This is a genomic window from Methylomonas sp. BG-2 (genome assembly GCF_057766305.1).
Genome location: NZ_JBYMAP010000125.1, coordinates 1 through 12,525 on the forward strand (window position 1 = coordinate 1; position 12,525 = coordinate 12,525).

The 12,525-nt window shown below is 59.4% G+C and carries 12 protein-coding genes; 8 read left to right on the plus strand and 4 right to left on the minus strand.

Translation table 11 applies throughout. The features are described from left to right. A partial coding sequence (locus AC3B8H_RS13030) for a glutathione S-transferase family protein (protein WP_488441979.1) occupies positions 1-570 on the minus strand: 570 nt, incomplete at its 3' end. 110 nt (positions 571-680) lie between these two features. Between AC3B8H_RS13030 and AC3B8H_RS13035 the strand changes: the two genes are divergently transcribed. Both AC3B8H_RS13035 and AC3B8H_RS13040 read left to right on the plus strand, forming a co-directional pair. Beyond that, the gene (locus tag AC3B8H_RS13035) at positions 681-1,244 is read left to right on the plus strand and encodes a TetR/AcrR family transcriptional regulator (protein WP_488441980.1); all 564 of its coding nucleotides are present in this window, start codon (positions 681-683) and stop codon (positions 1,242-1,244) included. A 64-nt stretch (positions 1,245-1,308) separates the two neighbouring features. Next, on the plus strand, positions 1,309-2,778 hold the full coding sequence (locus tag AC3B8H_RS13040) for a polysaccharide biosynthesis protein (protein WP_488441981.1): 1,470 nt from the start codon (positions 1,309-1,311) through the stop codon (positions 2,776-2,778). Positions 2,779-2,794: 16 nt separating this feature from the next. Here AC3B8H_RS13040 and rsmI read toward each other — a convergent pair whose 3' ends face one another. Continuing rightward, complete coding sequence (rsmI, locus tag AC3B8H_RS13045) at positions 2,795-3,652, minus strand: 16S rRNA (cytidine(1402)-2'-O)-methyltransferase (RefSeq protein ID WP_488441982.1); 858 nt, start codon at positions 3,650-3,652, stop codon at positions 2,795-2,797. Positions 3,653-3,674: 22 nt separating this feature from the next. On the opposite strand from rsmI, the gene AC3B8H_RS13050 reads away from it, so the two are divergent. The 4 genes from AC3B8H_RS13050 to AC3B8H_RS13065 are packed head-to-tail and all read left to right on the plus strand — an operon-like array spanning position 3,675 to position 7,698. Then, positions 3,675-5,495 carry a penicillin-binding protein activator gene (locus AC3B8H_RS13050; RefSeq protein WP_488441983.1) on the plus strand — a complete coding sequence of 607 codons (1,821 nt, stop codon included), beginning with the start codon at positions 3,675-3,677 and terminating at the stop codon, positions 5,493-5,495. Beyond that, complete coding sequence (locus tag AC3B8H_RS13055) at positions 5,492-5,863, plus strand: YraN family protein (protein WP_488441984.1); 372 nt, start codon at positions 5,492-5,494, stop codon at positions 5,861-5,863. Before AC3B8H_RS13050 ends, AC3B8H_RS13055 begins: the two co-directional genes overlap by 4 nt. Before the next feature lies 1 nt (position 5,864). Continuing rightward, positions 5,865-6,452 carry a phosphoheptose isomerase gene (locus tag AC3B8H_RS13060; protein ID WP_488441985.1) on the plus strand — a complete coding sequence of 196 codons (588 nt, stop codon included), beginning with the start codon at positions 5,865-5,867 and terminating at the stop codon, positions 6,450-6,452. 19 nt (positions 6,453-6,471) lie between these two features. After that, positions 6,472-7,698, plus strand: coding sequence for an amidohydrolase family protein (locus AC3B8H_RS13065; RefSeq protein ID WP_488441986.1), 1,227 nt, complete (start codon positions 6,472-6,474; stop codon positions 7,696-7,698). Between the two features lie 41 nt (positions 7,699-7,739). Here AC3B8H_RS13065 and gltA read toward each other — a convergent pair whose 3' ends face one another. Beyond that, positions 7,740-9,035 (minus strand): citrate synthase, encoded by a 1,296-nt coding sequence (gene gltA, locus AC3B8H_RS13070; protein ID WP_488441987.1) that lies wholly within the window; start codon positions 9,033-9,035, stop codon positions 7,740-7,742. Between the two features lie 247 nt (positions 9,036-9,282). Here gltA and AC3B8H_RS13075 point away from each other — a divergent pair, with 247 nt between their 5' ends. Both AC3B8H_RS13075 and AC3B8H_RS13080 read left to right on the plus strand, forming a co-directional pair. Beyond that, positions 9,283-10,380: a DUF2817 domain-containing protein gene (locus AC3B8H_RS13075; protein WP_488441988.1), complete on the plus strand. Its 1,098-nt coding sequence runs from the start codon at positions 9,283-9,285 to the stop codon at positions 10,378-10,380. After that, on the plus strand, positions 10,377-11,501 hold the full coding sequence (locus AC3B8H_RS13080; protein ID WP_488441989.1) for a peptidase C39 family protein: 1,125 nt from the start codon (positions 10,377-10,379) through the stop codon (positions 11,499-11,501). The genes AC3B8H_RS13075 and AC3B8H_RS13080 overlap by 4 nt, the downstream gene beginning before the upstream one ends. 199 nt (positions 11,502-11,700) lie before the next feature. Here the strand turns inward: AC3B8H_RS13080 and AC3B8H_RS13085 are convergent, their stop codons facing one another. Next, positions 11,701-12,156 carry an EF-hand domain-containing protein gene (locus tag AC3B8H_RS13085; protein WP_488441990.1) on the minus strand — a complete coding sequence of 152 codons (456 nt, stop codon included), beginning with the start codon at positions 12,154-12,156 and terminating at the stop codon, positions 11,701-11,703. Positions 12,157-12,525 lie beyond the last annotated feature (369 nt).

The following is a 12,525-nucleotide window of genomic DNA, read 5'->3' on the forward strand; positions in this document are numbered from 1 at the left end:
GGCCATATAAGCGGCGATGTCTGGCAAATGTTCGGCCACCAAATCGACGCCGTAAACCTTCTGCGTCGCATAGCTCACCAATTGCAGGTGCGGCCAGGCAATCACGTCGGCCAGCGTGAAATTCTCCCCCATGGCATAAGGCGCTCTGAGCATCAGCCGGTTCAGCCCCTTCAGACCGTTTTCCACCTTGGCCTTGACCTCGTCCTTAATTTCCTGGGACACAACGGTGCCAAACAGGACTTCGCCGTAGATGCGGCGGGCGATCAGTTCGACATTCAATTCGATATGTTGAATAAATTCGCGGCATTTCCCGCGTTGATAAGGATCGGCCGGATACAACGGATGCTCGGGAAACGCATCCTCCAAATATTCGACGATGGCTTGGGATTCCGACAAATAACCGTCGGCGGTCTTGATGAACGGGATTTTGCCGAGCGGCGAGCGTTTCAATACCGCTTCGTCCTGGCTCGGCGGCACCGCTTCTTCATTGAACGGCAGGTTTTTCTCTAAAAGCGCGAATTTAACTTTGTTGTAATAGTTGCTGATCGCAAAACCGTACAGAGTAATCATGCTGTTGTCTCCCTTGGTTGAAAAACGACCGGCCAGGACAGACCGGTCAGTCTGTTGAAATAATACAGACCGGTCGGTATAGTTGCAACATCATTTTTCCGCCGCCCGCCATGACCCGCAATCTGCAAGAACATATTCTGAATGTCGCCTCCGAGCTGTTTTATAGCCAAGGCATAAAAACCACCGGTGTCGATGCCATCGTCAAAGCGGCCGGCACCACCAAAATGAGCTTGTATAAATACTACCCGTCGAAAGACGATCTGGTGTTGGCGCATTTGCGTAAGAGCCGGGCCAAACTTCAAGCCTACATCCAAGAGTATTTACTCAAGGCCGGCAGCGATCCTGGCCGGCAACTGCTGGCGGTTTTCGATGCTTTCGGGGATTTACAGGCCAACCCGGCGTTTCGCGGCTGTCCGTTTATCAACGCCGCCGCCGAATTCGCCGATGCCGGCTGTTCGATTCAACAAACCGCCGCCGAATTTTCGGACGGTTTTCGCGCGCTGTTATCTGATTTGGCCGCTCGGGCCGGCGCGCGGGATCCGGAGCCGTTATCCAAACAGTTGGCGATGTTGATCGCCGGCGCGATGGTCGGCGAACAAATGCGGCGCGGTACCGAAAACATGCGTTTGGCGCGCGAGGCCGCCGAAATCCTGATCGCATCGGCCCGCCATTGAGCAATTTCGCTCGCACCGGCAACGATTACAATAAGCGCTGCCCTCGTTTCCCCGGTTTCATCAAGTGAATCTCCGCCAACTGGTTTCCCAAACCGCAATCTATGGCCTGAGCAGCATTGTCGGCCGCTTCTTGAATTATCTGCTGGTTCCGCTTTACACCTACACCTACAGCGCCGGCGAGTACGGCGTGGTCTCGGAATTTTATGCCTACGCCGGCTTCTTCGCGGTCGTGTTGGCGCTGGGCCTGGAAACCGGTTACTTTCGGTTTCGGCAAAACCCCGCCTACGCCAGCGACGCGGTCTACGCCAACGCCCTGAGTTTGCTGACATTCGCCAACGCCGGATTCCTCGCCGCCATCGCTTACTGGCGCCAGGACTTGGCGGACTGGCTGCGCTACCCGGATCATCCGGAATATCTGGTCTGGTTTGCCGCGATCTTGGCGCTGGACGGCATCACCGCGCTGCCGTTCGCCCGACTGCGCGCCGAAAACCGCGCCTGGCGTTTTGCCGGCATCAAATTGACTGAAATCGCGATGACGATCGCATTGAATCTATGCTTTCTGTTGTTGTGCCCAAAACTGGCGCAACGCTGGCCGGACGCGGCGTGGCTCGGCTTTTACGACCCTAGCCTGGGCGTGGGCTATATCTTCATCGCCAATCTGATCGCCAGCCTGGCAAAATCGCTGCTGCTGATTCCGCAATTCCGCCGGATTCCGGTCAGCCTGAATCCGGCGCTGCTCGGCCCCATGCTGCGCTATTCGCTGCCGATGGTGGTGATCGGCTTCGCCGGCATGGTCAACGAAATGCTGGACCGGGCCATCCTGAAAATTCTATTGCCTTACGATCTGGCCACCAACCTGACACAGCTGGGTATCTACGGCGCCTGTTACAAACTATCGATTCTGATGAGCTTGTTCGTTCAGGCCTTCCGCTACGCCGGCGAACCGTTCTTTTTTGCTTACGCCGGCCGCGCCGACGCCAAGCGCGCCTACGCGCTGGTGATGCGCTATTTCGTCATCGCCGGCGTGTTCATCTTTTTGTTGGTGACGCTGTTTATCGACTTTTTCCAATACTTTATCGGCGCGGAATATAGAGCCGGCCTGGAAGTCGTCCCTATCTTGCTGATGGCGAATTTGCTGCTCGGTATCTATGTGAATTTGGCGGTCTGGTACAAACTCGGCGACCGCACCGGCCTCGGTGCCTGGGTGGCGCTGGCCGGTGCCGCGTTGACCGTCGTCTTGAATCTTTATTGGATACCGCTTTGGGGCTACGTCGGCTCGGCCTGGGCCACGCTGGCTTGCTATGCCTTCATGGCGGCGGCATCCTGGCTGTTGGGCCGGCACTATTACCCGGTTCCGTACCCGTTGGCACGGATTTTCGGTTACTTGGTACTCGGGGTGGGCTTGTACTTCGCCAATCGCTGGACCCTGAGCGAATACCATTGGAACACCTGGCTGAGCGGCGGCCTGGGCTTGATGATTTATCTGGCGATCGTCGCGGCGTTCGATCTGAAGCCGCTGATCCGTCGAAGCTGAGCCGGCGCGCTATGCTTTAATCGGCGGCGTTGGTGCCGCCCTGCATCGCCAACGCCGCCTGATACAGCAACTTTTTACGCTGACCGGTGATGTCCGCCGCCAACGCGGCGGCGGTTTTGGTCGAGCATTCATTCAACAACAAGGCCAGAATCCGCCGTTCTTCGTCGCTGATTTCGCCGGCGGTTTCCGGCGCTTGATAGCCAGCGACAATGACGACAAACTCGCCCTTGCGCATGTTTTCGTCGGTTCTGACGCGGTCGGCAAGCTTGTCCAAACGATCGCCGACGATGGTCTCGTGCAATTTGGTGATTTCCCTGGCCACGACAATAGGATGTTCCGGCGGAAACACCGTCAGCATATCGGCCAGCGCATCCTCGATCCGATGGCTGGATTCGTAGAAAGCCCAGGTCGAGGCATCGCTCAATTTGGTTTCGAAAAAACCTTTGCGAGCCGACGCGGTACGGGGCAAAAACCCTTCGAAGCTGAAGCGACTGGTCGGTAAGCCTGCGGCCGACAGTGCCGCGATCAACGCGCAGGGTCCGGGAACAGGCACGACATCGACGCCTTGGCGGCGCGCCAGTTGCACCAGCGGCAGGCCGGGATCGCTGATCAGCGGCGTGCCGGCGTCCGACACCAGCGCCACCGACTGGCCCTCCAACATTTTGCCGACCAAGCCCGCCGAGGCATGCTCTTCGTTGTGCTGGTGCAACGATTGCAACGGCTTGCCGACGCCGTAATGCTGCATCAGCAACTTGGCGTGGCGAGTATCCTCGGCGGCGATCAAGTCGACTTGCTTCAAAACCTCGACGGCTCGGAAGCTGAGATCGGCCAGATTCCCTATCGGCGTGGCGACCACGTATAATTTCCCGGACATTCCCGCTGCAGGCCCTCTTGCCATGTCTGATTTCAAATTCGCCGCCATTATGCCCGCTCGCCTGGCTGTCTGCTGGGTTTTCGGGTTGTTGTTGACGGCCTGCGCCGAAGAACCGGTCAAATCCGTCAAACCGCAGGTCGCGCGGGCCAAATCCGCGGCAAAACGCGCCAAGCCCACCGAACCCGCCCAAAGCTACCGGATAGCGGACAACCAAAACGGTTTACATTTGCTTGATGCCGATACCCGCATTCAGGCCGGCGACAGCGAAGCCGCGCAAAAAGCCCTGGACCGGATCAATCCCGAGCAACTAACGCCCGAGCAGCTCAGCAAATATAAACTGCTCGACGCGCAAATCTCGTTGAGCGCCGGCGACGCGGAAAGAGCGTTGCATAAACTGGAAGGCACCCGCCCGGCGGTATTGGCCGAAGCGGACCGAATTGCTTACTATCAATCGCTGGCCTTCGTGCATGCCTTGCTCGGCGACGTCCTGCCCTCGGTACGCGCCCGCTTGAAACTCGGCCAATTGTTGCAAGCCCCGGAACAGCAAAAACAGAATATCGCCGCAATCCTGGACGCGTTAAGCGTACTCCCGGTGGAAACCCTAAATGCATCGGCACCGGTCGCCGACGAACTGAGCGGTTGGATGGCATTAGCCAAGATCCTGAAACAGCGCGGCGCTCCAGGTGTCGATTTGAGCGGGCAAATCGCCGGCTGGCGGCAGGCCTATCCCTACCATCCCGCCAACGCCGAGTATCTGCAAACATACCTGGACGCCCCAGCGGCCTCGTCGGCACCCGCCGAAATCCCGAATGCGGCAACCGCGACGATTCCCACCTCCGGCGCCAACCTCGCGGTATTGTTACCCAGCGCCGGCCCGTACGCGCCCGCCGCAAAAGCCATCAAGGAAGGTTTGTCGGTCGCCCATCGCCTGGCGGCCAGCGCCGCGCCGCAACCGGGATTGAAATATTACGACACCAGCCAGGGAGAACCGAGCGAACTGTACCGAAAGGCCGTCGCCGAGGGCGCCGGCTTGGTGATCGGCCCGTTGGTTAAGGAAGACATTCAAGCCTTGGCCCAGTCCGGCGAACTGCCGATACCGGTATTGGCGCTGAATCAGGTCGACAATCTCGGCAAGGCCAATCTCTACCAGTTCGGCCTGAGTCCGCAAGACGAAGCCGAACAACTGGTGCGAAAAGCCCGCCGCGACGGCTTGCAAAGCGCGGTGTTTTTAGTGCCGAACACCGCTCAGGGCCAGCGCATCGGCCATCTGCTGACCGCGGCCTGGCAAGCGGCGGGCGGCAGTGTGACCGGCTTGGAACAATACGACCCTAAACAACACGATTTCTCGGCCTCGGTTACCGCCTTGCTCGCCCCGTCCGTCAGCATCGACGGCAAGAAACAACCCATAGCGGTGTTCGTCAGCGCCGGTCCGGAAGTCGCCCGCGAATTGGCGCCGCAACTCAAGTATCCGCAAAGCGCCGAATTGTCGATATACGCGATGCCCAACGTCTACAGCGGCCGGCAAAACCCGGTACGCGACGCCGATCTGGGAGCGATCCGCTTTTGCGACATGCCGTGGCTGTTCGGCGAGTATTACCCCGGCCCGCTCGGCCAGTCGGCGCTGCAAAACACCTGGCAAGGCCTGCCGGACAGCCAGATTAAGCTGGTGGCGCTGGGCGTGGACGCCTACAACTTGAGCGGGCAACTTAAACAGTTGGCCGGCGGCGCCTACGCCGGCGCTACCGGGCGTCTGGCCTTGAACGGCGAAAACCGGATCGGCCGCGAACTGGTCTGCGCCCAATTCAAGGCTGGCGTGCCGATCGCCGACGGATTTTTAAATTGATCCGTTTCGGCAAACCCAAAACCGCTCATTTGCAAAGCGGCGCGGACGCCGAGCGCTTGGCGCTGAGCCATCTGCAAGGCCAAGGACTGACCTGGGTGTGCAGCAATTTCCGTTGTAAGGCCGGGGAACTGGACTTGGTAATGCGCGACGGCGAAATGCTGGTCGTCGTCGAGGTTCGCTATCGTAAATCCGAGCAATATGGTGGGGCCTTGGCCAGCATCACGCCGCAAAAACAGGCCCGCATCATCGCAGCCACTCAGCACTATGTCATAATCCACAAGCTAAACCACCTTTCGGTTCGCTTCGATGTGGTGGCCGTCTCCGGCGACCAGCGTCTCAATTGGATCAAAAACGCATTTCAAACCTAACATGAGTTTACAAGACCGCATCATCAGTCACTTCTCCGACAGCATCCAAACCAAGCAGGACTCGATGGCCAGTTTGTGCGAATTGATCGAATTCGCCTCGCAGAAAATCGTCGAAGCCTTGGTCAACGACCGGAAGGTATTAACCTGCGGCAACGGCGGCTCGGCTGGCGATGCCCAGCATTTCTCGTCGGAAATGCTGAACCGCTTCGAGCGCGAGCGGCCGGCCTTACCGGCGATTGCGTTGACGACCGACACGTCAACCATTACCTCGATCGCCAACGATTACCACTACGACGAAATCTTCGCCAAACAACTCCGCGCGTTGGGGCAAGCCGGCGATATCCTGTTGGTTTACACCAGCAGCGGCAATTCCGGAAATATCATCAAGGCCGTGAAAGTCGCACACGACCGCGACATGACCGTGATCGCGCTGAGCGGTAAGGATGGCGGGGTCTTGGCCGGCGCATTGAACGAAGCCGATATCGAAATCCGTGTGCCGTCGTACTCGACCGCCCGCATTCAGGAAGTGCATTTGTTGATTTCGCATTGTTTGTGCGATTTGATCGACCACCAGTTGTTCGGCGGTTAACGCCGGCGCCCTCATGGTCATGACAATCCGCCCTGGTCCGGCATCGCGCCGTCGATTTTTGAAGCTGGCCGGCGTCGGATTGGCCGCGGCCGCCGCGCCGGCTCGCGCATTCTGGGGCTTGACCAACGACTGTCTCGATCCGGCCGCAGCACCGGTGTCGGCGCTGGAAACCGCCGCCTGGCAAGATATAGATCCGGCGGACTGGTGGGACTGCCACACTCACATTGTCGGCTCCGGCGACGGCGGTAGCGGCATCAACGTGAGTCCGGACATGCGGGCTCCGCTGTTTCATCCGATTCAATTCGCGCAGTACTGGGCCTACTCCAACGCCGCTTGCGTCGGACCGGCGGGCCGGCAAGACGCCCATTTCGTCTCGCGCTTGCGTGCCCTGCTCGACACGATGCCGGTTGGCGCCAAGGCCATGCTCTATGCCTTCGATCGCGCGCATGGCGCCGGCGGCGATGCCGACGACGCCCACACCGCGTTTTTTGTCCCCAACGACTATGCGCGCCGGCTAGCCCGCGAAAATCCGGAACGCTTCGAATGGGTTGCCAGTATCCACCCCTATCGGCGCGATTGCGTCGAAGTGCTGGAAGCGGCCGCGGCCGACGGTGCCCGCGCGGTCAAATGGTTGCCGCCGGCGATGGGCATCGACCCGGCTTCGCCGGACTGCGACCGCTTCTATCGGGCCGCGGCTCGCCTGGGCGTGCCGATCATCACTCACGGCGGCGAGGAAAACGCGGTGCACGGCGCCAACCGGCCGGCGTTCGGCAATCCCTTGCGATTGCGGCGGGCGTTGGACGCCGGCGTCAGAGTGGTCGTTGCCCATTGCGCCACGTTGGGCCGGGACAGCGACGATCAGGGCCGCGAAACGCGAAGTTTCGATTTGTTCACCAAACTGATGCTGGAATGGCCGGACCGGGTATTCGGCGACATCTCGGCCATCGTCTTGCGCAACCGCGATCCGGCGGTCATCAAGACCTTGTTGACCGAGACCGCGTGGCATTCCCGCCTGCTCCACGGCTCGGATTATCCATTGACCGGCGTGTTGCCGCTGATTTCGGTTCGGGGCTTGGCGGATGCCGGCTTACTGGACGAAGCCGCGGTGGAACCCTTGCAAGCCTTGCAGGATTACCACCCGTTTCGCTTCGATTTTGTGTTGAAACGCCACTTGTCCTGGCAGGGCCAGCGCTTTGCCGCCGGCGTATTCGCAACTCGGCGCTTTTTTGAGCCCAAGCCGCGTTAACCGGAGACCCGGCCTAGCGGCGCCGAACCGGGGCATTGGAATCAACGGCCGGAGATAAACTTGACGTCGCGCTTGCCGACCCCGCGATAGAGCTGCCGCGGCCGGCCAATCTTCAGTTCCGGATCCGAGATCATTTCATCCCATTGCGCGATCCAGCCCACCGAGCGCGCCAACGCGAAGATCGCGGTAAACATTTCGGTCGGGATGCCCAACGCCCGCAGCACGATACCGGAGTAAAAATCGACGTTGGGGTAGAGTTTTTTCTCGACGAAATACGGATCTTCCAGCGCGATGCGTTCCAACTCCATCGCCAGCTTGAACAGACGATCGTCGTTTAAATTCAATTCGTCCAGCACTTCGTGGCAGGTTTGTCGCATCAGTTTGGCGCGCGGATCGTAGTTTTTGTAGACCCGATGCCCGAAACCCATCAGGCGGAACGGGTCGTTTTTGTCCTTGGCCCGCGCCACGTATTCCCCGATTCGGGAAATGTCGCCTATCTGCTCCAACATATTCAACACCGCTTCGTTGGCGCCGCCGTGCGCCGCGCCCCACAAACAGGCGATGCCGGCCGCGACGCAGGCATAGGGGTTGGCGCCGCTGGAACCCGCCAGACGCACGGTCGAAGTCGACGCGTTTTGTTCGTGGTCGGCGTGTAAAATCAAGATGCGATCCAGCGCGCGGGTCAGCACCGGGTTGGCGATGTAATCGTCGTAGGGATCGCCGTGCATCATGCGCATGAAGTTTTCGGCATACCCCAAGCGCCGCTTGGGATAAATGAAGGGCAGGCCGATACTGTACTTGTAGCACATGGCGACGATGGTCGGCATTTTCGCGATCAGCCGTATCGCCGACATATAACGATCCTCGCGGCTGTTGATGTCCATGACGTCGTGGTAGAACGCCGACAGCGCGCCGACCACGCCGACCAGCACCGCCATCGGGTGAGCGTCGCGGCGGAAACCGTTGTAGAACTTGGTCAATTGTTCGTGCACCATCACATGCTGGCTGACTGCCGTGACGAAATTCTTCATTTCCGAGCCGTTGGGCAAATCGCCGTTCAGCAACAGATAGCAGACTTCCAGGAAGTCGCATTTTTCCGCCAATTGCTCGATCGGATAACCACGGTACAACAGGATACCCTCGTCGCCGTCGATGAAAGTGATCTTGGACGTGCAGCTGGCCGTGGAGGTAAAACCGGGGTCGTACGTGAAATGGCCGGTCTGCGCGTAAAGGGTACGAATGTCGATCACCGAAGGCCCCAATGTGCCGGACATCACCGGCAATTCATACTGCTGGTCCTGGTCGTCCCGTTTTATCGTCACTTTTCTGTCAGTCATCGGGGATTTCTCCTGAAAGCTTGCGTTTAATGGCGGTGATGCAGCTATTCTATTTCAAACAGCAAATAAACACAGCCGAAAATCGGGATTGTTTACAAATTGATTATTTACTGATGACCGATAGTTGCCGACGAAACCATGCAAAAATCCGGCCGGCATTTATCCACCCGGCGCTGGACTCAATTGCCGCGGAAAGTCGATAATCGTTGACCCGCAAAATCGGCCAGCGCCCCGCCGCCAAAACACCATGCCCAATTCAACCTCCCACAACCGATTAGACCCGTTTTGCTTTCCGCCCAACTATGCCGAGGCGCGCCAAGGCTGGTTGGCGGCGACGGCGGAACTGGCCTTGAATTGCGAGCGCTTGGACTTTCCCTGTCCAGGCCGAGGGCCGGACGGCGCGGCCTTATTCACGGACAGCATTTGGACAGGACCCATCGATGCCGAACGGGTGACGGTGATTCTGGCCGGCACCCACGGTATCGAAGGCTACACCGGCTCGGCAGTGCAAATCGACCTGTTGCACCGTTTGAGTGCGCAACCCGCACTGTTGCCTAGCAACGTCGCATTACTGTTGGTGCATGCGTTGACTCCGTGGGGCTACGCCTGGTCGCGGCGCTACGATGCCGACGGCGTCGACTTGAACCGCAACGCGATCGATTTCGCCCTGCCGCCCCCCGACAACCGCCATTACCGCGAATTGCGGCCGGCGTTGTTCGAAGCCGACGCCGACCGCCGTCGGCAAGCATTCGCCGAATTCGCCGCGAACCACGGCCGAACCGCGTTGGAAATCGCGATCAGCGGCGGCCAATATCACGATCCTCTTGGGCCGTTTTACGGCGGCCGCGCGCCCGCGCATGGCCGCCAAGTATGCGAAGCGTTGATTGCCCGCTACCGTCTCGATCGGCGCCGGCTGGCGGTGATCGATGTCCACACCGGACTGGGCCCCTACGGTTACGGCGAGATCATTTGCGACCACGCGCCGGACAGTGCCGGCTCGAAGATCGCCGAGGCATGGTACGGCGACGCGGTGACCTTGCCGGTGGCCGGCACCTCGAGTTCGGTACCAAAATGGGGCTTGCTGGATTATTTGTGGCACGCCGCAATTGGCGATGCCGGCTGTTACGTCACGCTGGAATTCGGCACCTATCCGACCGACGCCTTGTTCGAAGTTTTGCTGCAAGATCACCTGCTTTGGGCGCAAACCGGCAACGACGCGGCCCGTCTGGAACACCGCGACGCGATGCGCCGGCATTTCTGCCCGGAAGACCCGGCCTGGCGCGAACTGGTGCTGTTTCGCGCCCGCCAAGTCGTCGGCCAAGCATTGGTGGGCTTGTCGCGATGACGATTTCGATACGCCCGGCGCTGCCGACCGATTTGGAAGCGCTGGTCGCGCTGGAAAACGCCAGCTTCGCCACCGACAAACTCAGCCGGCGCAGTTTTCGGCATTGGTTGGGCAACGAACATCGCGCGCTGCTGGTCGGCGAATTCGAACATCGGGTGGCCGGCTACATTTTGATCATCTACCACCCCGGCACCCGCCTGGCGCGGATTTACTCGCTGGCCGTGGCGCCGGATTTACGCGGCCACGGCATCGCCAAGGCCTTGATGACGGCCGGCGAACAAGCCGCCCGCGACGACGGCCGGCTGTATCTGCGGCTGGAGGTCAGCGTCGATAACGCGGCGGCGATCAAGCTCTACGAAGCGCTGGGCTACCAGCGTTTCGGGGTCTACCGCGATTATTATCAGGATCACAAGGACGCGTTGCGCTATCAAAAACGCATCCGCCGCTACCGCGACAAACCGCAGCACCGCTCGGTACACTGGCTGCGGCAAACCACGCCGTTCACCTGCGGGCCGGCGGCGCTGATGATGGCGATGCACGCCTTGAACCGAAGCTATCAGCCGTCGGCCGACGAAGAAATCAATCTGTGGCGAGAGGCCACCACGGTCTTCATGACCTCCGGCCACGGCGGCTGCCACCCGATAGGCTTGGCGCTGGCGGCAGGCCGGCGTGGCTTTCAGGTGGAAACCTGGATCAATCAAACCTCGACCTTGTTCATCGACAGCGTGCGCAGCGACGAGAAAAAACGGGTCATCGAGCTAAGCGATCACTATTTCAAACGCGAAGCCGAACGCCGCCGAATTCCGGTGCATTATGCCAGTATCAGCCAGGCCGATCTGATCGCCGCGTTCGAGACCGGCGCGATACCGTTAATCCTGATCAGTACCTACGCGATGGACCGCAAGAAAGCCCCGCATTGGGTGGTCATGAGCGGCTACGACAACGATTGCCTATACATGCACGACTCCGATCCGGACGACGGCCGGCAAAGCGACCTGGACTGCCAATTTATTCCGATCGCCCGCGAGGATTTCGAGCGGATGTGCTGCTTCGGCAAATCCCGGCTGCGGACGGCGGTGATTCTGAAACCCGGCGCGGGACTCGTTCAAGAAGCCAAGTAAAATGGAGGCGCGCCGAATCCGGCAATTTTCGAAACTCTTCACGGGGCATTTGGAAGCAGGGATAACGGCGAGGGAATTGCCCCCAATGCGGCTTTTCGCAAAACCAGGCCTCGCTGAATACGCCCAATTCGGCAAAATCCCGAATTGCGCCTTTACCGCGCGCCTCCCTTGAAATATGCCGTCCGGCAGTAAAGCTGAATCAACGGCGTTGTTTTTTGCAACCGACCAAATACTCGCTGAGACTGACCAGTAAACTACTATCTCGATCCATCTCCGCGAAGCGGCGCAGAATTTCACCAGCGCTGTTACCCAAAACCGTGACCGCGAACTCCTCGCTGCTCAGCGCACCACTGGCATCGGCGTCGGCCAGATTGAAAACTTCCGTTTCCAAGGTCAGCGACTTGCCGGTCCTGCCGGCGATGAATTCGGCAAGCGATAGGTCGGCGCTGTCGTCGGCATCCAGTTCGTCGAAACGGGTGTCGGTCAAACCGGAGATGTAGGTTTGGTACTCGGCCAAGGTCAGATCGTCGGCGGTGTCGGTATTGGCGGCCTCGAACTCGGCGGTCCTCAGCGCGGTTTGCGACGATTTGGCGTAAACCGGCGCACTGCCGGCCAAAGCGAGCAAGAGACTGGAAATCAGCCATGCTTTAGTCATGTTAAAACTCCTGGTTTTCGTTGGAATGCGGCGACGGCAACGCCGTCGCCGATAGCCAGCCAAATCGAATAGAGGGAGGTTGCGACTTGAGCGGCCAACGCAATACTAGAAGATCCCGCTTTCGGCGGGGCCACCCAAAAGGTAAAAGCATGTAAAACTTTGTTAACCCACACCCGACCCGGCTTTTCCACGCCAAAATCACGCTAGACACGGATGCAAAACTTGGCGCGCGAAACTTGTAAACGCATTTGCGACGGCGATAAGCACGCACGGAAGCCAAACTTCCATCATGCTAGGAGCTGGGTAGAACTTTGCGCGAGCAAGTACTTTTGTCAAGCATCTTCCCGGTATGTTGTCGTTACCGGTGAG

What these genes read in the sequence shown, in the direction of transcription:
- AC3B8H_RS13035 (WP_488441980.1), top strand. Translation starts at nt 681, where the DNA reads ATGACCCGCAATCTGCAAGAACATATTCTGAATGTCGCCTCCGAGCTG.
- rsmI (WP_488441982.1), bottom strand. Translation starts at nt 3,652, where the DNA reads ATGTCCGGGAAATTATACGTGGTCGCCACGCCGATAGGGAATCTGGCC.
- AC3B8H_RS13050 (WP_488441983.1), top strand. Translation starts at nt 3,675, where the DNA reads ATGTCTGATTTCAAATTCGCCGCCATTATGCCCGCTCGCCTGGCTGTC.
- AC3B8H_RS13060 (WP_488441985.1), top strand. Translation starts at nt 5,865, where the DNA reads ATGAGTTTACAAGACCGCATCATCAGTCACTTCTCCGACAGCATCCAA.
- AC3B8H_RS13065 (WP_488441986.1), top strand. Translation starts at nt 6,472, where the DNA reads ATGACAATCCGCCCTGGTCCGGCATCGCGCCGTCGATTTTTGAAGCTG.
- gltA (WP_488441987.1), bottom strand. Translation starts at nt 9,035, where the DNA reads ATGACTGACAGAAAAGTGACGATAAAACGGGACGACCAGGACCAGCAG.
- AC3B8H_RS13075 (WP_488441988.1), top strand. Translation starts at nt 9,283, where the DNA reads ATGCCCAATTCAACCTCCCACAACCGATTAGACCCGTTTTGCTTTCCG.
- AC3B8H_RS13080 (WP_488441989.1), top strand. Translation starts at nt 10,377, where the DNA reads ATGACGATTTCGATACGCCCGGCGCTGCCGACCGATTTGGAAGCGCTG.
- AC3B8H_RS13085 (WP_488441990.1), bottom strand. Translation starts at nt 12,156, where the DNA reads ATGACTAAAGCATGGCTGATTTCCAGTCTCTTGCTCGCTTTGGCCGGC.